Origin of the sequence: Photobacterium salinisoli (assembly GCF_003614885.1) — a bacterium.
Lineage (GTDB): Bacteria > Pseudomonadota > Gammaproteobacteria > Enterobacterales > Vibrionaceae > Photobacterium > Photobacterium salinisoli.
In genome coordinates this window covers 238917-261385 of record NZ_QZMS01000013.1, presented here as the reverse complement: position 1 = coordinate 261385, position 22469 = coordinate 238917, and the positions used below count along the sequence as shown (strand labels likewise).

Below are 22469 nucleotides of genomic sequence, written 5' to 3'. Positions count from 1 at the left end.
CTTAGACTAACATGACCAATAAACCACATAAAAACCATTCAAAATCAACACCATATAATTTCATTACCTTTCTTAAACCATAAAAAAAGGCCCTCATTGAGCGCCTTTTTTACAGCAATGGGATGCGAAATTACTCAAAAATCTTACGGTGCAGATTCTGAGCAATAGGCATGGCATGCTCGGTTTTGACCAGGAAGCACAGATTGTGCGGGCTGGCACCGTAGCAGATCATGCGCAGTTTGTACTCGTCCAGCGTATCGAACACAGTACTGACTGATCCGGCAGTCTGGCTCATGCGGTTACCAATCAGAGAGATCAGGCACAGATCCTGTTCAATCTCAACACGGCACAGCTCGCTGAGCGCAGCATGCGCTCCCGGAGGCAGCGTAGGTGCACCGCCGCCAGTATCAGTCTGATCCATGGTCAGCGACACGCTCACTTCAGAAGTTGAAATCAGATCAACAGAAACCTTATGCTCTGCCAGAATACGGAATACTTCGGCCAGGAAGCCGTAAGCATGGAACATATTCAGGCTGGTCAGGGTGATCAGTGTCTGGTTAGAACGCAGTGCCAGCGCACGGAACAGCGGCGCTTCGGTAACGGACTTGCGGATCCAGGTGCCACCCTGTTCTGGTGCTCTGGACGATCCGACAAACACAGGGATCTGACGGCGAACGGCCGGGATCAGGGTTGATGGATGCAGGATCTTGGCACCAAAGTTCGCCATCTCAGAAGCTTCGCTGAAGCTGATTTCTTTGATTGGCGTTGCTTTGGGGGCAATACGCGGATCTGTGGTGTACATGCCAGGAACGTCAGTCCAGATTTCCAATGTGCCGGCATTCACTGCTTCAGCCATGAGTGCGGCACTGTAATCACTGCCACCGCGGCCAAGTGTTGTGGTGCGGCCTTGTTCATCACTACCGATAAAACCCTGGGAAACGATGATCTTATCCTGCAGCAGAGGCAAGAGTTTTTCCTCTGTCAGCTGACGAATCATTTCTGGTTCCGGACTGGCCTTGCCAAACCGGCTATCGGTGCGCATCACGTCACGGATATCGTAACGTACCGCATCAGCACCCAGCTCATTCATAATTTGAGTGAACAGATAGGTCGACAGCAATTCACCATTGGCAACCAGCTGATCGGTTAACTCTGCAGACTTATGCTCAGCAGCTTTAACGGCCAGTTCGCCGACCTGATCGAGAAGCGCATCAAGGTGATCAGCAATCATCTCTGGTTGCTGTAAATCCGCCAGAACACTTTGGTGAATAGCGCGCAGGCGCTCTACCAGAGAGTGTCGGTGTTCGACATCGGCTACGCCATTGGCCAGTTCGACTAAAATATTAGTCACACCGGAACACGCACTGATCAACACCAGTTTGGTTGTCGGATTATTGATAACTATCTTAGCACTACGGCTCATTGCAACGAAATCAGCCACACTAGTGCCGCCAAATTTTGCGACTGTGATTTCAGCGTTCAACGCTGAAGAAGAAATTACAGGGCTCAATGTGATCTCCCACTTAACAAAGCGTAAACATGGGGCAAAATTTGGGGAATCTTTCCGACTTGAGTGTCAGAAGAGCCATTAGGCGAGACGTACTAAGACTGCTGCTACCAGAAGCTCTCCACCTGCACTGGATGATGCAGGTGACAGCCAGAAGGATTCAACCTTCAAAGCCGATACGGCAAGCCCCCTGTCTTACCGTATCTCGGCGTTGCTCCCCCTCTCTATGGTGCTTTGGGGTGGGGCCCCGCCGCATAGATACCTGGATAACGCGCCTCTTCCGTTTTCACCTGAAAAATGAGCTTTCTCAGGGTGAACAAAAATTGCCCTTATTGAATATGAGAGGGGGGGCTTTGTCAATGCTTGAATGCATTTTTCTGTGTCAAGATTGTTACTGACTTTGCATAAATTTGCCTGCCTGGTTTCAGGTGCGGGTTGTTCTGTTATGCTCGTTAGAAATACCCCGCGAAAGCTACTGTTGCTTACAATAATTAATGCACTGAATTATAAGTAACTTATGTGTCTGTGCAGATGGAGAAGCCTGATGACATTTCAAAGTTTTTACCCACCTCAACGCATACTGATGGGACCTGGCCCGTCGGACATTTATCCGCAGGTTTTGCAGGCGCTCAGTCGCCCGACTGTCGGTCATCTTGATCCGCTGTTCATTGGAATGATGGATGAACTTAAGCAACTGCTCCAGTATGCCTTCCAGACCACTAACCCATTTACTATAGCGGTATCCGCGCCGGGCAGTGCGGGAATGGAAGCCTGTTTCGTCAATCTGGTTGAACCGGGCGAGAAGGTGATCGTCTGCCGTAACGGGGTATTTGGTGAGCGGATGCGGGAAAATGTTGTGCGCTGCGGCGGTGAAGCTGTGCTGGTGGACAATGAATGGGGAGAGCCGGTTGATCCGCAAGCTGTTGAAGCAGCACTCAAAGCTCATCCGGATGCGAAAATACTGGCGTTTGTGCATGCGGAAACCTCAACCGGTGCCCTGAGCGATGCTGAAACCTTATCCCGCTTAGCCCGAGACTATGACTGCCTGACGATTGTTGATGCCGTCACTTCGCTCGGTGGGGTGCCGCTGAAGGTTGATGAATGGCAACTGGATGCCGTGTATTCCGGTAGTCAGAAGTGTTTGTCCTGTGTACCGGGCCTGTCGCCGCTGACCTTTTCGCCGCGTGCCGTCGAGAAAATTCAGCAGCGCAAGACACCAGTTCAGAGCTGGTTCCTTGACCAAAGCCTGGTGCTGGCCTACTGGAGTGGTGAAGGTAAGCGCAGCTATCACCATACCGCCCCGGTCAACAGTTTGTATGCATTGCACGAAGCTTTGGTTCGTCTGCAACACGAAGGGCTGGAAAATGCCTGGCAGCGCCATGCTGAGATACATCAATTATTGCGTGATGGTCTGGAAGCTATGGGGATCCGCTTTGTGGTGGATGAGAAAAGCCGTCTGCCGCAACTCAATGCGATTTATATTCCAGACGGAGCCGATGATGCGAAAGTGCGTCAGACTCTGTTGGAAGACTATAATCTGGAGATCGGTGCCGGGCTGGGGGCATTAGCCGGAAAAGCGTGGCGCATTGGACTGATGGGATACGGCGCGCGCAAAGAGAATATCGCACTGTGCCTGAAAGCGCTGGAAGAAGTGCTGAACTGATTATTCGCGTGAGAAAGATGCGGCTGCCCGGGCAGCCGCTTTTTTTGGTCTTCAGTTTTTGTCTGATTGTCCTTCAGCTTGTGCTAGCTGGGGCGAGGCTGTCACGGTTTTTGGCTTGGAAAACTGCGGTAATGCTTCATCGCTGAAATTCATACCCGGAAACAGATACCGGGCCTCTTCCCGAACCTGTTCAGCTTGATAGGTGTTTCCTAATGCCTGATGGGCGGTGATCAGAAACTGATACAGAATGGGCCTTGGCAGCTCTTTGGCTTTATGGTTGGCCCATTGGATGAAGCCTGTCAGCAACTCAGGATTATTTTGCTGAATGCCGATTTTCAACTGGGTCTGATAAAGATCCCATTCAAACCGGTTGCGCCAGGCCCAGGTGTTATTAACCTTATCCAAGGTCGTTAAATCGGGTGGCGTCGATGATTCAAAGCGGGTCAGCATGGCACCTGAATATAAGGTAGTAGTCATAAACAGACTGACGACAACAGGTAAAAGCATAGCGCTGATTCTGAAGGGTTTATAAAGACGCAGTGTCAGTTTGAAATATTTTGCACTCAGGGCATCAACCCAGTAGATCAGGAAAACAACAATAATCCAGTGGATCAGAGAGTGGTAAAAAGGGTATTCGAGTTGGGTATGTAGCGTAATCGGAAACAGGAGCGCAACCAGAGCCAGCTGGGTATTTGCCGGCGCGCGACGAATTTTGGCCAGCACTGCCGCTGCCGCAATCAGCAGTGCCAGGACAGGCAAAATGCCCCCTTCGCTAGCCCAGAGAAGCAGCTCGTTATGGGGATGATCCAGCCCGGGTAAGCCATAGGGTAGGTCAGGGTTGCTCTGATGTGCTTGAGCTGTCTGCATCAGGTAAGCGGGCTCAAAATTGCCATAGCCGACTCCCGTGATCGGGGAATGCAGGAACATGTCCATCGCTTGCGGGTAGATGACTGAGCGGGCACTTTCCAGCGACACTCTGCCCGGCTGCGGACTCCAGTTCAGGCTGCTAGTCAGATTCCAGGTCACGCTTAATCCCATGACTACCATCATCAGCCACATCCGCCACTGTACCCTGGCGGCAAACTGCATCAGGTAGGGCAGGATAAGCAAAATCCCTATCACACTGGCAATCCAGCCGGTGCGTGAGCTGAGCACGTACAGCATGGGTATCACAGCAACAGGCGTTAATTGAAGACCGAGATGGGAGAGAGTCCAGCGGCCCTGAACCATCGGCTGCCGTGCCAGCAGATAAGCGGAGAGGACCAGTCCGGTGGCCAGGAAGCTGGCCATCACGTTGGGTTGCTGAAAAATGCCGTAGGGCCGGTTGAGCTCGGTGTTATAGCCTATGCCATTGTCCGGCGATATCCACAGAAACTGGTACCAGGCCAGCGCGGCTTGCAGCCAGACCGCTTTTAAGATCAACCAGAGTATTTGCTGACGCTGTTTCTGGCTGAAAGCAAACTGCTGCAGGGCAACAAAAAACAACCAGCCAGCCCAGAGGGTAATGATTCTGTTGACAGCGGCTTCCGGTCGCGCTTCCGGGAAGAAGACGGGGACAGACAGCATAACGCAGCAGCATAAGAGAACCAGCGTCAGCCGTGAATAACGCAATATTTTCTGTCGGCTGATCTCCAGCAGGCCAATAGCAATCGCAAAGCTGAACGGAATCCAGCTACTGACATTAAAGGGCAACTCCAGGCCCGCTCCTCCCTGATTATGCTGAAAATAATGCATCGACAGCAGAAACAGAAAAGTCAGCGCCAGAATAAAAGGCCGTGTCAGTGGTTTACTGATGGTGGTAGCGGCCAGTCTGGTGCCCCTTAATTGAATGACGGTCACGGTGTCCGGTCCCTCGGCGAATAGACAGAAAGTCAGGCTGAACACTCAGCCTGACAGAGTGCATGTGTTAATTATGCCTGCTGTTTTGCCGTTAATGCGGGCAGCAGGGGTTTGAGGAAGCGGGCCGTATGCGAACCGGCGACCTCGGCAACCTGTTCCGGCGTACCCGTTGCAATGATCTCACCGCCACCGCTGCCACCTTCCGGTCCCAGATCAATGATCCAGTCTGCCGTTTTAATGACGTCCAGGTTATGCTCAATCACCACTATGGTATTGCCGTGATCACGCAGCCGGTGCAGGACACTCAGCAACTGCTGGATATCATGGAAGTGCAAGCCCGTTGTCGGTTCATCCAGAATATACAGGGTTTTACCTGTATCGCGCTTGGACAGCTCGCGCGCCAGTTTCACCCGTTGCGCTTCGCCGCCGGACAGCGTGGTCGCCGCTTGCCCCAGGCGGATATAGGATAGCCCTACATCCATCAGGGTTTGCAGTTTTCGCGCAATGGCTGGCACAGGATCAAAAAATACCCGCGCATCTTCCACTGTCATTTCCAGCACTTCATCAATAGACTGGCCTTTGTATTTCACTTCCAGGGTCTCACGATTGTAGCGTTTACCCTTACAGCTATCACAGGGCACGTAAACATCGGGCAGGAAGTGCATTTCAACTTTGATCACCCCGTCGCCCTGACAGGCTTCACAGCGGCCACCTTTGACGTTGAAGCTGAAGCGGCCTGGTTTATAGCCGCGGGAGCGAGACTCCTGGGTGCCCGAGAACAGCTCCCGGATGGGCGTGAAAATGCCGGTGTAAGTCGCAGGGTTAGACCGTGGCGTCCGGCCTATCGGGCTCTGATCGATATCGATAACTTTATCGAAGTGCTCCAGCCCCTGAATATCGTTATAAGGGGCCGGCTCGCCGGTCGTGGCCCCATTGAGTTTATGGTGAGCAATTTTGAAGAAAGTATCGTTGATCAGCGTTGACTTGCCCGAGCCGGACACCCCGGTCACACAGGTCAGTAAGCCAACCGGAATCGACACATCGACGTGTTTCAGGTTGTTGCCCGTGGCGCCTGTGAGCTGAACCGTTTTGGCCGGATCGACAGGAATACGTTCAGCAGGGACTTCAATCTGTTTCTTGCCGCTTAGGTACTGACCGGTCAGGGAGTCTTCCGAGTTCAGAATATCTTCCATGGTGCCTTCGGCGATGATCTGTCCGCCGTGAACACCGGCGCCCGGGCCGATATCTATGATGTAATCCGCACTGCGGATCGCGTCTTCGTCGTGTTCAACCACCAGGACGGTATTACCCAGATCGCGCAGCCGGGTCAGAGTGCTCAGCAGACGTTCGTTATCACGCTGGTGGAGGCCGATGGACGGCTCATCGAGCACATACATCACGCCGACCAGGCCCGCGCCAATCTGGCTGGCCAGGCGGATGCGCTGAGCTTCACCGCCGGACAAGGTTTCCGCACTGCGCGACAGGTTGAGATAGTTGAGGCCCACATTGACCAGGAAGGTCAGCCTGTCATTGATTTCTTTGAGGATTTTATCGGCAATCTGCGCACGCTGTCCTTCCAGTGTCAGCTCGGTAAAGAAGGTCAGTGCCTGGCTGATACTCATTTCGCTGATAGCCGGCAGGTTGGTGCTGTCAATGAAGACATGACGCGCTTCTTCGCGCAGCCGCGAACCGTGACAGCTGGCACAAGGCTTGGTGGAAATATACTTCACCAGCTCTTCGCGCACTGCATTGGACTCAGTTTCCCGGTAGCGGCGTTCCATATTATTCAGAATGCCTTCAAACGGGTGACGGCGGACGGTCACATCACCGCGATCATTAATGTATTTAAACTCAATATTTGTGGTGCCAGAACCCTGCAGCAAGACGTTCTGTACTTTCTTCGGCAGGCTGCTGAACGGCGCCTCAACGTCAAAATCGTAATGTTCAGCCAGCGAAGTCAGCATCTGAAAGTAGTAGTAATTGCGCTTGTCCCAGCCCCGGATGGCACCGCCGGACAAGCTGAGTTCACTGTTCTGAATCACACGGGACGGGTCGAAATACTGTTGTACCCCCAGTCCGTCGCATGTGCCGCAGGCGCCGGCCGGGTTATTGAAGGAAAACAGGCGTGGTTCCAGCTCACGCATGCTGTAGCCGCAATGCGGGCAGGCGAAGTTGGCTGAGAAAATCAGCTCGGCCATGCCATCGTCGTCCATGGCGCTGACAACAACAGTGCCGCCAGACAGCTCCAGCGCGGTTTCAAATGATTCAGCCAGCCGTTGCTGCAGATCATCACGCACTTTAAAGCGATCCACCACCACTTCTATCGTGTGCTTTTTGTGTAATTCCAGCGTCGGCGGATCGGACAGATCGCAGACTTCGCCGTCGATCCGGGCCCGAATATAGCCTTGCGCCGACAGGTTGGCTAAAGTTTTCAGGTGCTCGCCCTTACGTTCTTTGACGATAGGAGCCAGCAGCATCAGCTTGCTGCCTTCCGGCAGTGCCAGCACTTTGTCGACCATCTGGCTGACGGTTTGCGCAGCGAGGGGCACATCGTGAGTCGGGCAGCGTGGTTCGCCGACACGGGCATACAGCAAGCGCAGGTAGTCATAGATTTCGGTAATGGTGCCAACCGTCGAGCGCGGGTTGTGTGAAGTCGATTTCTGTTCAATCGAGATCGCTGGCGACAGGCCTTCAATATGATCGACGTCCGGTTTTTCCATCAGCGACAGAAACTGGCGGGCGTAGGCTGACAGTGATTCGACGTAACGGCGCTGACCTTCGGCATACAGGGTATCGAAGGCCAGAGAAGACTTACCGGAACCTGATAAACCTGTGATAACAATCAGCTTATCCCGAGGGATAGTCAGGTTAATGTTTTTAAGGTTGTGGGTGCGCGCACCCCTGACTTCGATCTTATCCATAGTTGCAGTCATCAGCGCTTGAATAAATAGGATTGGCATTATTGCATAGCCCTGAGGGGCTTAAAAGACTTGACTGTACAAAAACACAGTGCTTTGATCGTCTTTTATGCGTCCGGTCAAGACACGGGAAGCATGACGTAGCCCTATGACTCAGAGGGCAGCCCATGTTAAACTCGGCGATTAAGTATAAACTTTGAATGAGTGAAGGGTGTCATGACTTGGCAGCCTCAACAGCGAAAACCTGGAGTGAACTATGGCCAGTCGTGGCGTGAATAAAGTTATCCTGGTAGGTAACTTAGGCAATGATCCTGAAATCCGTTATATGCCAAACGGCGGTGCAGTAGCGAATATTACTATCGCTACCTCTGAAACATGGCGTGACAAAGCGACCGGCGAGCAGCGAGAAAAAACGGAATGGCACCGTGTCGTTCTGTTTGGCAAGCTGGCAGAAGTGGCGGGTGAGTACTTGCGTAAAGGCTCTCAAGTTTACATTGAAGGTCAGCTTCAGACCCGTAAGTGGCAAGACCAGAGCGGTCAGGATCGTTACAGCACTGAAGTGGTTGTTCAGGGTTATAACGGCATCATGCAAATGCTTGGCGGCCGTGCTGGTGGTCAGGGCCAGGGTGCTCCTATGGGCGGTCAGCAGCAGCAGGGCGGTTGGGGACAGCCTCAGCAACCGGCTCAGCAGTCACAACAGCAAAACTATGCGCCTCAGCAGCAGTCTGCGCCTAAGCAAGCCCAGCCTCAGTACAATGAACCGCCAATGGATTTCGACGACGATATTCCGTTCTGATCCTGGCATACGGTCATTAAAAAAAGCAGCGTTGAACGCTGCTTTTTTATTGCCTGATACCCAGTAACCTTACTGTGCTGGTCACAGATAGTGCGAATTGGCTGACTGAACAGTCTGGCCGGGCGAGGCTTTCTGTTTAATAAAATCAATAAACAGCTTGGTTTTGGTGTGATTGTAATTGAGCTTAGGGTAGTAGGCGTAGGCGGCATTTAACGGCTGCTTCAGCTCTGGCAAGACAGGGATCAGTAAGCCATTGCTGAGCTCGCGTTTTACCGTATTCTCACCCACCAGAATTAACCCCATACCAGCCACCGCCGCGGCGACCAGTGCTTCCGGGTTCTGGGTGGTAAAATTGCCCCGCAGACGTAAGCGGCGGTTATTTTCAAAGACATGTTCCTGCTCATGACCATGACTGCCGAATAACAGGCAGTTGTGCAGCGCCAGTTGCTCCGGGGTTTCGATCACGGGCCTGTCTTCGAGGTAACTGGGCGAGGCATAGAAACCCGCCTGAAAACTGAAGAGTTTAGTGGCAATATAGCTGGTGGAGTTGAAGTCGGTCAGTTCGCGGCTGATAAAGACATCCAGGTTGAGATCCGGCAGCTGCCCCGGAGTCACTGTGTGCAGCTCTACCTGGATATTGGGATAAGTCTGTAAGAACTCGGCCAGATAATGCACCAGCACCCGGCTGCCTGTCGCCAGTGGGGCGCCGATACGCAGTACGCCCTGAACTTCACTGTAGGTGGAGGTGGTTTCTGCCAGTATCTGTTGCCAGTCATCAAGTAAATGGACACTGCGCCGATAAAACACCTTGCCGGCGTCTGTGACTGTCAGATTACGTGTCGTGCGTTTAAGAAGCTGAACACCAAGCTGTTTTTCCAACCATGAAAGCCGCTTGGACAGGGCTGAGCTTGAGGTATTGAGCGCGCTTGCGGCCTGGGCCAGAGAGCCCTGCTCAACCACGGCGACAAAACTTTTGGTACAGGTAATCCAGTCCATATCTCTCCGCTTTGGGGTTACATATTGCCTGGGCGGTGAGCCAAGTAAGGAAAGTGTCGGTCTGAGCACTGCAGTGTTTGGGAGCCGATGGTATTTTCCAGTATAAACAGGCGTTTTGGTTTTATTGTGTCTGTATCAGAGTTGACCACAGAGCCAGGCGGTTTGGAATTGTTTTTCAGATAAAGTTGGACCTTGCATGAGAAAAGCCTCAGGGATGAAGCTGACCAATAGACTGGTTGCTTTCGTGACCCTTATTGTCATTTGCGCCATGTTTGTCATTTTTATTGGCGGAGCTGTCAGTTTTCGTCAGCTCGGGCAGGATTATCTGCATCATTATCTGGGCGGTGTGGTTGACGTTATCGATCAGGAAATGGCCGATCCGCAAGGCTCGCAGTCCCTAGCCCGCTGGCTGCCTAAACTACTCAAAGCCAGCAATGTGGTGTCTCTGGATGTCAGCAACGATGCCGGCTCTGTCTACCAGTTCCAGGGCTTACAGAAAATCGATGACCCCAACATTCTTTATCACACTGAATATCCGCTGACTCTGAATCCCGGTTACTTTGTCAGCATCCAGTCGGTGCCACCTTATACCGAACTAACGTATTCGCTGGGGGCGATGTCTTCCATCAGTCTGGCGATCATGATCATTATTGCCGGTCTGGTATGGGGCGTTAACTGGCTCAAGCGGCAGTTGCAGGGCTCAGAGCTGCTCGAAGAGCGGGGAAGAATGCTGCTGGCCGGTAAACTGGATGATTTTGCAACAGGCACTGATCTGGAGTGGCCGGATACGGCAAGTCTGGCATTGGACAAGCTGATCTCTGAGCTGAAAGATGCCCGACAGGAGCGCAGCCGCTTTGATACTTTCATTCGTACGCATACCTTCCTGGATCAGCTGACAGGCTCGGCCAATCGGGTATTGTTCGACAGCCGACTGCAATCTGTGGTGCAGGATCAGGATAACCATGGGGCTGTCATTCTGATTCGTATCGCCGACTGGGAAGAGTTGCTGCTGTCAAAGGGTAAGATTGTCGCCGATGAATTGATTCAGGACGTCGGCATGGTGTTGTCGAACATGGTTCAACGCTATCCGGACAGCGTGCTGTCCCGGTATTTTGACGCTGAGTTTGCCATCATGCTGCTGCAACAGCCCAGCAAGGAAGTGAATCAGTTTGTGAATCAGCTGCTGAAAGGACTGGAACGACTGACGCCTTCCGCGCCGTTACAGCGTGAGAACTGGTGCCACATCGGTATGACCTATTTTGCCAGTGGCGAACGGCGTGGACGCATCATGGATGAGGCCGACATGGCGCTGCGCAGTGCGCAATTGCAGGGCACGAATAGCTGGTACGCTTTCCAGAAAGATGTGCTGGGAGAAGATACCCGGGGCAGCGTGCGCTGGCGAACGCTGCTGGATTCTGTATTTAGCCAGGGCGGGCCAGCCCTGTACCAGCAGCCCGCATATCTCACCGGGGAAAATGTCCCGCTGCACCGTGAATTACTGGCGAGGATCAATGATGAAAACGGTGTAATGATCAAAGCTTCCCGTTTCCTGCCTGCCGTTGAACAGGTGGGCTTCAATGTCCGTATGGATAAACAGGTCATCAGCCAGGCGCTGGATCTGCTCAAAAATGGCCCGACCCTGGATAATTTTGCGATTAACGTCAGTATCGAATCTCTGCTGGATAAAGGTTTTATCCGCTGGTTCCGGGACGAACTGCTGCAAACGCCCAGGCCGGTACTGAAACGGCTGAGCATTGAAGTCCCTGAGCGGAACCTGTCACGTCATATTGATGCCGTGCGCACCTTTCTTAAAATGGTGACGGGCCTCGGCTGTCGGCTGGGTGTGGATCAGGCCGGGAGAACCATTGTCAGCACACATTACATCAAGGATGTGAACGTCCAATATATCAAGCTGCACCGAAGCCTGATCCGTGAGATAGATCAGCGTCAGGAAAATCAGTTATTTGTCAGAAGTATGCTGGGTGCCTGCGCCAATTCCGGAGTCGAAGTGATTGCTGTGGGGGTCGAAAATGACAGGGAATGGCAGGTGTTGCAGCAGTTGGGTATCAATGGCGGGCAGGGGCGCTTTTTTGCCCCAGAGATGAGTGTGAGTCAAATGAGTACCAAAAAGCGCAGATAATGTTATGTAAGTGGAAACCTTACATTTTTTACAGGATTTTCTCTATACACCATAAATTCCTGTCAGTATCATGGGTCAAATTATTGACATTATTGGTCAATTGCATGTCTTCAAAGAATGTAGTCGCGGGTTAAAAACGAACGGAAAGTAAAACGGGTTATTACCATGCTGATGAAAAAGCTCCTAGGCCGGAAAACTGTCAGTAAAGTGGCCAGTTTTGCTGTATTCGAAGGAAAACTGACCCTCGTCTGTCTGGCTGAAGACGGAAAAAGCTGGATCAGTGACAGTGTGGAAGTGGCTTCTCGTGAGAGCTGGACGACTTCCATCGCGCAACTGATTAATGCACACCAGTTAAACGGCTGCAGAATTCGCCTGGTACTCGGTCATGGCCTATATCAAAGCCTGGTCATTGATAAACCGGCCTTACCCCGTCATGAGCTGGCCAGCGCTTTACCGTTTCTGGTCAAAGATCTGGTGACTGAACCTCCCGCTAACCTGGTGGCTGATGGGTTTGAAGAGCCTATCAAAGACAGACTGCAAGTGCTGGTGGCGCAGCGTGCTCTGGTTCAGCAACTGGTACTGGCTTGCCTGGCGAATGGCTGTGAACCTGAACTGATCACTGTGGATGAAGTGGTGCTGGGTCAGATGACGGCTGAACAACAGAGCCAGCTGGTCCTTCATTCCCGTCAGCATTCCGGTCTGCATCTGACAGCCTTCAAACAGCAGGTGATGTGTTTCCAGCGCCAGCTGCGCGGTTTTTCTCAGCCTCTCATCGGTCTGGAACAGGCTGATTTGCAGATAGACGGCCTGGCGCTTGAACTGCAGCGTTCTCTGGATTTCCTCAGTGCCCAGTTACGTGATGCCCCTATTGCCCAGGTGCTGGTCAGCTGTGACAGCGATGATAATGAGCGGCTGGCCGACGCATTGCGGCAGCGACTCAATGTGCCGGTCGTCACCGTCAGTGGTGCACCCGCTGAACTGACGGATTTTGATACCCGTGTCGCCTGGGCTGCTCAGCGGCAGCAGCCTCTGCTCAATCTGTACAGTGACAGCCTCAAACCTCAGTCCAACTGGCTCACTCTGCCCAATTTGGTGGCTGGCTGGGCGGCAGGGGCTGTGGTGATTGGATCGCTGGCGGGATGGCAAAGCTGGCAGGAATACAGGGCCACACAGTTGCTGGCACAGCAGCAAGCCCAACTGACGCAAAAGCAGACTGATCTGGATAACGCCAAAGCCGCGCTGGCCCGCCATCTGCCAAGTGAGTTAAAAGTGAAATTGAGCGGTGAGCTGGAACAGCACCTCGCGGCCAAGCAGGCCACGCTCAAGGCGATTGCCATGCACGATAACAGCCTGCAAGCCGGCTATGCCAATATATTGCAGCAGCTGGCTCAGGCTGCCAGCCAGGATATCTCAGTGAGCCGCATCCATGTACAGGGGCAGCAGCTGGATCTGGAAGGCGTAGCCAGACATCCCAATGCGGTGCCCGGCTGGCTGCAGAGTTTTTCCCGTTATCCTCAGCTGGCCGATCGCCGTTTTGAAGTGATGTCCCTGAGTCGAAATGAAGAGAACATAGTGACCTTTATGTTGCATGCACAACGCAAAACAGAGGAAACCCCATGAATGTCTGGTCTTCTCTGGTTACCCGGTTTGAATTGCTTAACCGGCGTGAACAGTGGCTGGTGGCTGTAACGGGCTGGTTGATGCTGCTACTGGCCGGTTATCAGTTTTTACTGGAACCCATACAGCAATCACTGAGATCAGTGGAAAGGCAGCAGCTGTCGGTACAAGCCAGCATGATTAAAAATGACGGTGATCTGATTCGGGTTCGGCGACAGCTGAATGATGATCCCGACAAGGTGCTGGATGAAAAAATCCGTCAGTTGCAAGGCAGTAATGCCCGGCTCGACACTGAGCTTAAAGAACGTGTCGCCAGCCTGGTCACCCCGGCCCAGATGGCCGCATTGATGGATCAGGTGTTGCAACATTCCCAGCGACTGAAACTGGTGTCTCTGGAGTCTCTGCCGCCAGTCCAGCTGATAAACGGTGAAGATGCCGGTTATTACATTCATCCTGTCCGGCTGACTTTGCGTGGCAGCTATTTTGATCTGGTGAAGTACTTACAGCAGCTGGAAGCGTTGCCAGTGAAATATTATTGGCGAAGTTTGGATTATCAGGTAGACAAGTACCCACTCTCTGATATACACCTGGATGTATATACTTTGGGCGAAAGTAAGGACTTTATCGGTGGTTAGACATTGCATTTCTCTGCTGCTTGCCGTGTTCAGCACAGCAATCCTGGCCGAAAGCGATCCGACCGCTCCGCTGGGGTGGCAGGCGCCATCGGTAAAGAAAACAGCGACACAGCGTTTACCTTCACTGGAGGGGATCGTCTGCCCGGAGCAGGATCAGTGCAGTGTCATTTTGAATAACCAGGTGGTTGTGCCGGGGGAGGCGATTAGTGGTTATACCCTGAAAGCCGTCGACGGAGAGGCGGTTATTCTTCAGCGTGGCAGCCGACAGTGGCGTCTGGCTCTGTATAGCGAAGAAATAAAAATGAATGAAGAAGAAAAGTGAATTCTGACATGCGCTTATTGTTAATTGGGGTGACAACAACTCTGCTGACGGCCTGCTCTGCAAACATGGGCCACAATAAACCGGTTGAGGTGCAGGAAGCGTTGAATCAGGCTAAAAATGAGGCTCAGAGCCGGCCTCTGACTGACTTGCCATCGGCAGTCAGTGCTGATCTGATGCCCAGCCTGAACCGTTCCAGCTATGGCAGCAGCAGTGCGTACGAACGGCGGTTTCGTGTCAATGCCCGTGCCGTGGACGCCCGCGCCTTTTTCTCCAGCCTGGTTCGCGGCACGGCGTTTAATATGGTGATCCACCCTGAAGTCAGCGGCCGGGTGACGCTCAGCCTGCAGGATGTGACCTTAGATGAAGTACTGAATGTCGCGTCGGATATCTATGGTTATGATATCCAGCGCAAGGGCAACATTATTCAGGTGTTCCCTGCCACATTGCGAACAGAAGTGATTCCTGTGGACTACCTGCAGCTGCAGCGGCGTGGTCTTTCTCTGACATCCCTGACCACTGGCTCCATCAGCAGCCCGGATAACATTCCTGACAATCAGTCTGACAATCGCCGCAATAGCAACAACGACGATTATGACGACAATCGCAACCGCGGCAGCAATAACGGTGATCGCTCATCTTACTCTACGGGCGGCACCCGGATTGAAACGCGTTCCGACAGTGATTTCTGGGGCCAGCTGCAAAAAGCGGTTCAGGCCATGATAGGCACGGGTCAAGGGCGCAGTATTGTGGTGTCGCCGCAGGCCAGCCTGCTGACAGTGAAAGCGTTTCCGAATGAACTGCGCGAAGTGCGTGAATTTCTCGGCGTATCGAAAAAGCGCCTTCAGCGTCAGGTAGTGCTGGAGGCCAAGATCATGGAAGTGACTCTCAACGACAGTTATCAGCAGGGCATTAACTGGAGCAACATTACCAAAACCCTAGGCGGGACCGGCATTATTTTTGGCCGCACCGGGCCCGACAGTTTGCCGGGCGGTAGCGAGATTGCCAATTTGCTGGGCGGACAAACCAATATCACCATCTCAGATGGTAATTTCTCGGCAGTTCTGAGCTTTCTGCAGACGCAGGGCGATCTGAATGTGCTGTCCAGCCCGCGCGTCACTGCGGCCAATAACCAGAAAGCTGTCATTAAAGTCGGTGGCGATCAGTATTTCGTTACCGAAGTCGATGGCGGGGAAGCGGTGACAGATGGCGGCGTGGCCTCGCCGGAAGTGGTGCTGACGCCTTTCTTCTCGGGTATTTCACTGGATGTGACACCTCAGATTGATGATGACGGCGGCGTCCTGCTCCATGTGCATCCTACTGTGGTCGAAGTGACCGAAGAAGTGAAGGAAATTGCCCTGGGCGACACCTTTGGCACATACAGCCTGCCGCTGGCCCGAAGCTCAGTACGTGAGTCTGATTCTGTGATTCATGCCAGCAGCGGGGATGTGGTGGTGATTGGCGGTTTGATGAAATCGTCCCTGAAAGATCAGCAGACTAAAGTCCCTTTGCTTGGCGACATTCCCGGGCTTGGTTATTTGTTCCGTAACATCAATAAAGTTCAGACCAAAACCGAACTGGTGATCTTGCTGAAACCCACAGTGGTGGGCGATCAGACCTGGCAGCAGGAAATTGAACGCTCACGCGCGCTGGTTGAGAAATGGTTCCCGGACCAAGGATAACCCCATGTATCTGTCGCACTTCGGATTTGAACAGTTCCCTTTCCGGTTAACGCCGGATACCGGGCTGTTTCATGCACTGCCGCCGCATTTGGAAGCGATCAAAATGACCCTGTCTGCACTGGCGATGGGGGAAGGGGTTATCCAGATCTCCGGAGAAGTCGGGACAGGAAAAACCCTGGTCTGCCGAATGCTGGTCAGGCAGTTACCTGCCCGTTATGACCTGGCTTATTTACCAACACCGGCCATGAGCGGGCGGGAATTACGCGCTGCGCTGGCTAAGGAGCTGGGACTGCAGCCGGACGGTGACGGCCTGACGCTGACAGAATCGCTGCACCAGTCACTGATCGAACGCAAGCGCGGCGGACGCACTGTCGTGGTGTTGTTAGATGAAGCCCAGGCACTGCCTGATGAAGCGCTGGAAGCCTTACGGCTGTTGGGTAATCTGGAAACGGAACAGGAAAAGCTCTTGCATATTGTGCTGCTTGGCCAGCCTGAGCTGGATGAACGGTTGGCCACCCCGCAACTGCGCCAGTTCCGCCAGCGCATTACCTTTCGTGCTGTGTTACGTCCGCTGGATATGGCGGAAACGGCGTCCTATATCGAGCATCGCCTGAGCAAAGCGGGCGGAGAGCCAGGGTTAATGCCGCTGGCACGGCAGAAAGAGATCTGGCACGCCAGTGGCGGTATCCCCAGGCTGGTCAACCAGCTGTGCCATAAAGCCTTGATCGTAGCCTGCAGCACAGGTGACGACCTTGTCAGCCGCAAAGCGGTGCAGGCGGCAATCACAGATACCCAAACCGCGCGCCAGCCACGCTGGCACTATCCAGTATTATGGGGATGGAGCTGAGCATGAGTGAAGTCAATAAAATGCTCAATAGTTTGAGCCAGAGCCAGACACCGCAAGAGGCGCCGGAACTGAAGCCTGTCCGGGTCAAACCTCTGCCTAAAACGCGCTGGCCACGCTGGCTGCTTGCCGGATTGCTGCTCTCAGGCACGGCTGGTGCCACAGGCTGGTGGTTCGGGCACAGTCGCGCCGAGAGCCGCTCAGCGGCTGAGATGACGCTGGCAAAAGCAGAACAGTTATCTTCCTCGGCGGCTTTGAAACCGGGGCCGGATCCGGTCGGCGATTTTCTGCACGCCAAGGCCAAACCCGCTGCCGAAACAGCACCGGTTACCCAGCAGCCTGACAGCCAACCTGCAGCGGCCGGCCCAGCCAAAGCCACTGTACTGCCCGTTGTGAAAAAAGCGCCAGTTGCGCCGATCGCCAGTCAGCCAGATGCCACACCTGTGGTTAAAGCGGATGCGGCGCCAGCAGCTTCTCGCGCTGCGACACCTGTGCCAGTTGCCAAAGCGGCACCGGCGGCTGTGACTGATGACACTGAGCAGGAAACAGCCGGCACGGACACGGCAATGGCTGACCCATTGCAAGAGGGTGAATCCGGCTTGTCTATTGAAAGCATTGCTCTGTCGCCAGAGCAGCTTGCCCAGACTGATTACGATAAGGCCATGAAAGCCTTAGCGGAAGGGGACACGCTCAAGGCGACGAATTACCTGAAATCGGCGCTGGAATATCAGCCCGGCTGGATTGATGCCCGCCAACGCTTATCTGCCCTGTATTACGGCCGCGGAGATGTCAGGCGTGCGATGCTGACACTGCAGCGGGGACTGGCCAAACAGCCCAATCAGCAGGACTTGCGCCTGACAATGGCCAAGCTCCTGACGCAGGAATCACAGCCGGAAGTGGCGCTGGATGTGCTCAGCGAACTGCCGTCGCAGCCTGGCAGTGAGTTTCTGGCCTTGCGCGGTGCGCTGGCCCAGCAACTCAATAATCAGCCACTGGCACTGAGCAGCTATCAACAACTGGTGGATGCCGAACCTTTCGACGGACGCTGGTGGCTGGGGCTGGGTATTGCTCTTGACCGCAGTCAGGATAACGCCAGGGCGGTCGCGGCCTATACTCAGGCGCTGAAACTGGGGCAGGTCTCCGGCCAGTCCCAGCAGTTCATTCGCCAGCGTCTGGCCGCATTAAAGACACAGGAGGGCTGAACAGATGCAGCTTAGATTACGCAAACGTCTGGGTGATCTGCTGGTTGAAGAAGGCATAGTCCGCCAGGAGCAGCTTGATCTGGCACTGGATCAGCAACGCAGTACCGGCCGCAAGTTGGGTGATACCCTCATCAGTATGGGCTTTTTGGGGGAGCAGCAATTGCTGGCCTTCCTGTCCCGTCAGTTGGATATCCCGCTGATCGATCTGAACCGGGTGGCGGTCGACAGTGAAGCCGTTGGCCTGTTAGCGGAAGTGCATGCCCGTCGTCTGAGGGCGCTGGTGATCAGCCACCGGGGCGATACAGTGCGGGTCGCCATGAGCGATCCGGCCGACCTGGCGGCTCAGGAAGCGGTGCTGAACCAGTTGCATCAGTTCAGGGTTGAGCTGGTGATTGCCCCGGAACATCAGCTGATTGCCTCGTTTGATCGCTATTATCGCCGCACCAAGGAAATTGCGTCATTTGCCGAGCAGTTGCATGCCGAGCATAAGGCTCACAGCGATTTCAGCTTCAGTGTTGATAATTACGACAATGAAGAAGTGACTGTCGTTAAGCTGATCAATTCCCTGTTCGAAGATGCCATTCAGGTGGGCGCCTCGGATATCCATATTGAACCGGATGCCAGTGTGTTGCGTATTCGTCAGCGTATTGATGGTGTGCTCCATGAAACCCTGCTGAACGAATCGGCTATTGCCTCTGCTTTGGTCCTTCGCCTTAAACTGATGAGCGGGCTGGACATTTCTGAAAAACGATTACCGCAGGATGGCCGTTTTAATGTCACTGTCCGCGGCCACTCGGTGGATGTGCGTGTCTCGACTATGCCGGTTCAGTACGGTGAATCTGTCGTTATGCGTTTGCTGGATCAGTCTGCCGGCATTTTAAGCCTGGATGAGATTGGCATGCCGGCCGATATTCTTGCCCGGTTCCGCCGTCAGCTAAAACGCCCTCACGGCATGATTTTGGTCACTGGGCCGACCGGTTCAGGCAAAACGACCACTCTTTATGGTGCACTCAGCGAACTGAACAAACCCGGCAAAAAGCTGATCACCGCCGAGGATCCGGTGGAATACCGGTTGCCACGGGTGAATCAGGTGCAGGTGAATACCAAAATTGGCCTGACGTTCTCCGGCATACTGCGCACTTTCCTGCGTCAGGATCCGGATATTATTCTGGTCGGGGAAATGCGGGATCAGGAAACCGTGGAAATTGGTTTGCGTTCTGCGCTTACCGGTCACCTGGTACTGTCGACACTCCATACCAATGATGCGGTAGACAGTGCGCTGAGGATGATGGACATGGAAGCGCCCGGCTATCTGGTGGCCAGTGCGGTACGGGCTGTACTGGCTCAGCGTCTGGTCCGTCGTATCTGTCAGGACTGCAGTCATGACGTCACTCCTGATGCTGCCGAGCTGCAGTGGCTGAAGGCCTGTTTTCCGTCCTCGGCCGAGCAGACATTCCGACAGGGCAGAGGCTGTCAGAGCTGTAACCTGACCGGCTATAAAGGCCGGATTGGTGTCTTTGAATTACTGGAAATGACCCCGGCAATGATGGATGCACTGCGCGCCAATGATGCGATGGGGTTTGCGCAGCTGGCACGTGCTTCTGAGGGCTACCAGCCGCTGATTGAATCCGCCATGGCGCTTGCTCTGGCAGGCCGCACCAGCCTGGAAGAAGTGCTGCATCTGAGTGAAGGGGATTACCTGATACCGCAATTTGACGCGGTACCGGAATCAGAGGTGTTTCGCTGATGCCGACGTTTGATTACCGGGGACGGGGCAGCCAGGGACAGCTGAAAAAAGGCAAGCTTGAAGCGCCAACTGCAGAGGCGGCGGCGGATCAGCTGATGCGGCAGGGGATAATTCCTGTGGATATCCGCCGTGGCCGCAGCGACAGTCAGGTGACTCTCAGCGGCCTGTTGCAGCGCAATGTGCCGCTGGAAGCGATGGTGATTCTGTGTCGTCAGTTATACAGCCTGACCAAAGCCGGTGTGCCGCTGCTGCGGGCCATGAAAGGGCTGGAGCAGAGTACCAGCCATCCGTTACTGCAATCGACGATCGATGCCGTCACGGTCGAGCTGACCAACGGCCGTGCGCTGTCACAGGCAATGAAGATGCATCCTAAAGTGTTTTCCGAGCTGTTCGTGTCGATGATCCATGTGGGTGAAAATACCGGTCGTCTGGAAGATGCTCTGCTGCAGCTGGCGCAGTATTACGAGCTGGAGCTGGAAACACGGCGCCGGATAAAATCGGCCATGCGCTATCCGACTTTTGTGCTCAGTGCGATTATGCTGGCGATGATTGTGCTCAACACCAAAGTGATCCCGCAATTTGCTGCCATGTTCAGCCGGTTTGGCGTCGAGTTGCCTCTGCCTACCCGTATTTTAATTGGGACCTCAGATTTTATGCTGAGCTACTGGCCCTTATTGCTTGGTGGTTCAGTTGTGAGCTGGATTGGCCTGAAAGCCTGGCAGCGCACCCCGGAAGGCAACGAAAAATGGGACTACTGGCGCCTGAAAGTGCCTGTGGTGGGCGATATCATCAATCGGGCCCAGCTGTCACGTTTTGCCCGCACCTTTGCTCTGATGATTCGTGCTGGTGTGCCCCTGAATCAGGCGATTCAGTTATCAGCGGAAGCGCTTGAAAACCGCTTTCTGGAAAATCGTCTGATCGACATGAAAAACGGCATTGAAGGTGGCAGCAGTATTACGCAAACCGCCCGGCAAAGCGGCATTTTTACCCCGCTGGTACTGCAGATGATCGCGGTTGGGGAAGAAACCGGTCAGGTCGATGAGCTGTTGCATGAAGTCTCGGATTTTTATGATCGTGAAGTGGATTACGATCTGAAAACACTGACCGCCAGAATTGAACCGTTTTTATTGGCCGTCGTTGCCGGCATGGTGCTGATTCTGGCACTGGGGATATTCCTGCCGATGTGGAATTTACTCGATGTCGCGCGCGGAGCTTAACGCGGGCTGATGATTAGGGACACTCTGTGGGAGAATCATGTAGTGTTAGTGATATTTTTGTCATTGTGTTGCTTTGTTTTTCGAGGCTAAGTTGAAGTAAATATTAGGAAAATGTGCAATAACCTGATTGTTTTCACTGGTATTTTTTTATGATCGTGCGAGAATGACCACTTACATCATTTTGACGCCCGCTCGTCATGTTTTTGGCAGGTTATGACTCAGTATCCGAACAGGCAAACCGGCTTATCACTGATCGAACTGGTCATTGTTGTGGTGGTGGTCAGTATTCTGACCGTTGTCGTCGTTCCCCGTTATATCGATATTGCTGAAGAGGCCAAAGTGGCCGCCCTTAAGGGCATGGCGGGCAGTTTTTCGACTGCGGTGTTGTCCACCCGCGCACAATGGGAAGCCGATGGCAGGCCAGGCACTCAAAGCCAAAACTGGGTCAATTACGACGGCACTGTGTTTAATCTGACCGCGGCAGAAACCGGCGTCAGAGAGGGGTATCCGTTCGCGCTGCAGGGGCAGGGAAGTCATCAGCTGGCGCAATTAACGGGGCAGGATTGTCTGGCGTTAATGGACAATCTGTTACAAAACCCACCGCCATCAACCGCAGATAAAACGGTGGCGAACGCTGGGCTGTATCAATATTTCGTCGAAGTCGGTGCAATCAGCGGTAGCCGGTTTTGTCGTTATTACCAGCTGGCTTCGGCCAGTGATTTTTGGACCGGCAAGAAAGCTATAACAGCCGGCCATTCTTTTACTTACACACCGGCTTTGGGTCGGATTGATATTAACATTGATCGCAATATTTAGGAGTCAGTTATGAAACGTCAAGGTGGTTTTACCCTGATTGAGTTGGTGGTAGTAATCGTGATTCTCGGCATTCTGGCCGTCACCGCTGCGCCGCGTTTTTTGAACCTGCAGGATGATGCGCGTCGCTCTGCACTTCAAGGTCTGAAAGGGGCGATGGATGGTGCGGCAGGTATTGTTTATGGAAAGGCAGCGATTCAAGGTGTAGAAGCGGCAAGTTCTGAAACACCTGTGGAAAATATTCAAACGATTTATGGATATCCAACAGCAGCTGATAACGGTATTGGTGCTGCACTTGATCTGACTGATTGGGAAAAAGCGGATACGACAGTAGACCCAGATCAAGTCGCAGGCGAAAGTGTTTCTTATACCTTTAAAGGACGTAATGATTCTGCAACTGAAGGTTGCTTTATCCGATATACCGAAGCAACTTCAGCAGCTGAGGCCACAACAACCTTTAAAGAAGGTGATGGTTGCCGAGAATAAATGAATGAAACTGAGTTGGCTTATTTGAGCCCTCAGTTGTTTATACCA

The 22469-nt window shown here is 53.4% G+C and carries 17 protein-coding genes and 1 riboswitch; of the genes, 13 read left to right on the top strand and 4 right to left on the bottom strand.

Translation table 11 applies throughout. From position 1 onward, the window contains the following. Positions 1–130 precede the first annotated feature (130 nt). A complete protein-coding gene (lysC, locus tag D6M16_RS19020) occupies positions 131–1510 on the bottom strand; it encodes a lysine-sensitive aspartokinase 3 (protein WP_276131418.1) in 1380 nt (459 codons plus the stop codon). A 103-nt stretch (positions 1511–1613) separates the two neighbouring features. Further along, positions 1614–1795: riboswitch (Lysine riboswitch) on the bottom strand. Positions 1796–2051: 256 nt separating this feature from the next. On the opposite strand from lysC, the gene D6M16_RS19015 reads away from it, so the two are divergent. Then, on the top strand, positions 2052–3170 hold the full coding sequence (locus D6M16_RS19015; protein ID WP_120513475.1) for a pyridoxal-phosphate-dependent aminotransferase family protein: 1119 nt from the start codon (positions 2052–2054) through the stop codon (positions 3168–3170). 51 nt (positions 3171–3221) lie between these two features. Here the strand turns inward: D6M16_RS19015 and D6M16_RS19010 are convergent, their stop codons facing one another. Beyond that, positions 3222–5009 carry a PglL family O-oligosaccharyltransferase gene (locus tag D6M16_RS19010; protein WP_120513513.1) on the bottom strand — a complete coding sequence of 596 codons (1788 nt, stop codon included), beginning with the start codon at positions 5007–5009 and terminating at the stop codon, positions 3222–3224. Positions 5010–5080: 71 nt separating this feature from the next. Further along, complete coding sequence (gene uvrA, locus D6M16_RS19005; RefSeq protein ID WP_120513511.1) at positions 5081–7930, bottom strand: excinuclease ABC subunit UvrA; 2850 nt, start codon at positions 7928–7930, stop codon at positions 5081–5083. 253 nt (positions 7931–8183) lie between these two features. Between uvrA and D6M16_RS19000 the strand changes: the two genes are divergently transcribed. Further along, positions 8184–8723, top strand: coding sequence for a single-stranded DNA-binding protein (locus D6M16_RS19000; protein ID WP_120513473.1), 540 nt, complete (start codon positions 8184–8186; stop codon positions 8721–8723). 81 nt (positions 8724–8804) lie between these two features. Here the strand turns inward: D6M16_RS19000 and D6M16_RS18995 are convergent, their stop codons facing one another. Further along, complete coding sequence (locus D6M16_RS18995) at positions 8805–9719, bottom strand: LysR family transcriptional regulator (protein WP_120513472.1); 915 nt, start codon at positions 9717–9719, stop codon at positions 8805–8807. 196 nt (positions 9720–9915) lie between these two features. Here D6M16_RS18995 and csrD point away from each other — a divergent pair, with 196 nt between their 5' ends. The 11 genes from csrD to D6M16_RS18940 all read left to right on the top strand — a co-directional run bounded on the left by csrD (position 9916) and on the right by D6M16_RS18940 (position 22421). Continuing rightward, entirely contained in the window at positions 9916–11859 is a 1944-nt protein-coding gene (csrD, locus tag D6M16_RS18990; RefSeq protein WP_120513470.1) for an RNase E specificity factor CsrD, read from the top strand. A gap of 171 nt (positions 11860–12030) precedes the next feature. Further along, positions 12031–13479 carry a PilN domain-containing protein gene (locus D6M16_RS18985; protein WP_240435659.1) on the top strand — a complete coding sequence of 483 codons (1449 nt, stop codon included), beginning with the start codon at positions 12031–12033 and terminating at the stop codon, positions 13477–13479. Next, the gene (locus tag D6M16_RS18980) at positions 13476–14111 is read left to right on the top strand and encodes a type II secretion system protein GspM (RefSeq protein WP_120513466.1); all 636 of its coding nucleotides are present in this window, start codon (positions 13476–13478) and stop codon (positions 14109–14111) included. Before D6M16_RS18985 ends, D6M16_RS18980 begins: the two co-directional genes overlap by 4 nt. Beyond that, on the top strand, positions 14104–14433 hold the full coding sequence (locus tag D6M16_RS18975) for an MSHA biogenesis protein MshK (RefSeq protein WP_240435658.1): 330 nt from the start codon (positions 14104–14106) through the stop codon (positions 14431–14433). The genes D6M16_RS18980 and D6M16_RS18975 overlap by 8 nt, the downstream gene beginning before the upstream one ends. Positions 14434–14441: 8 nt before the next feature. Then, positions 14442–16112 carry a pilus (MSHA type) biogenesis protein MshL gene (mshL, locus tag D6M16_RS18970; protein ID WP_120513509.1) on the top strand — a complete coding sequence of 557 codons (1671 nt, stop codon included), beginning with the start codon at positions 14442–14444 and terminating at the stop codon, positions 16110–16112. Positions 16113–16116: 4 nt separating this feature from the next. Beyond that, complete coding sequence (locus D6M16_RS18965; protein ID WP_120513462.1) at positions 16117–16959, top strand: ExeA family protein; 843 nt, start codon at positions 16117–16119, stop codon at positions 16957–16959. A 2-nt stretch (positions 16960–16961) separates the two neighbouring features. Beyond that, positions 16962–18158 (top strand): tetratricopeptide repeat protein, encoded by a 1197-nt coding sequence (locus D6M16_RS18960; RefSeq protein WP_162941109.1) that lies wholly within the window; start codon positions 16962–16964, stop codon positions 18156–18158. A 4-nt stretch (positions 18159–18162) separates the two neighbouring features. Further along, positions 18163–19905, top strand: coding sequence for a GspE/PulE family protein (locus D6M16_RS18955; RefSeq protein ID WP_120513458.1), 1743 nt, complete (start codon positions 18163–18165; stop codon positions 19903–19905). Continuing rightward, on the top strand, positions 19905–21122 hold the full coding sequence (locus D6M16_RS18950) for a type II secretion system F family protein (protein WP_120513457.1): 1218 nt from the start codon (positions 19905–19907) through the stop codon (positions 21120–21122). Before D6M16_RS18955 ends, D6M16_RS18950 begins: the two co-directional genes overlap by 1 nt. Positions 21123–21335: 213 nt before the next feature. Then, positions 21336–21938 carry a prepilin-type N-terminal cleavage/methylation domain-containing protein gene (locus D6M16_RS18945; RefSeq protein WP_120513455.1) on the top strand — a complete coding sequence of 201 codons (603 nt, stop codon included), beginning with the start codon at positions 21336–21338 and terminating at the stop codon, positions 21936–21938. A 9-nt stretch (positions 21939–21947) separates the two neighbouring features. Beyond that, positions 21948–22421, top strand: coding sequence for a type II secretion system protein (locus tag D6M16_RS18940; protein ID WP_120513453.1), 474 nt, complete (start codon positions 21948–21950; stop codon positions 22419–22421). Positions 22422–22469 lie beyond the last annotated feature (48 nt).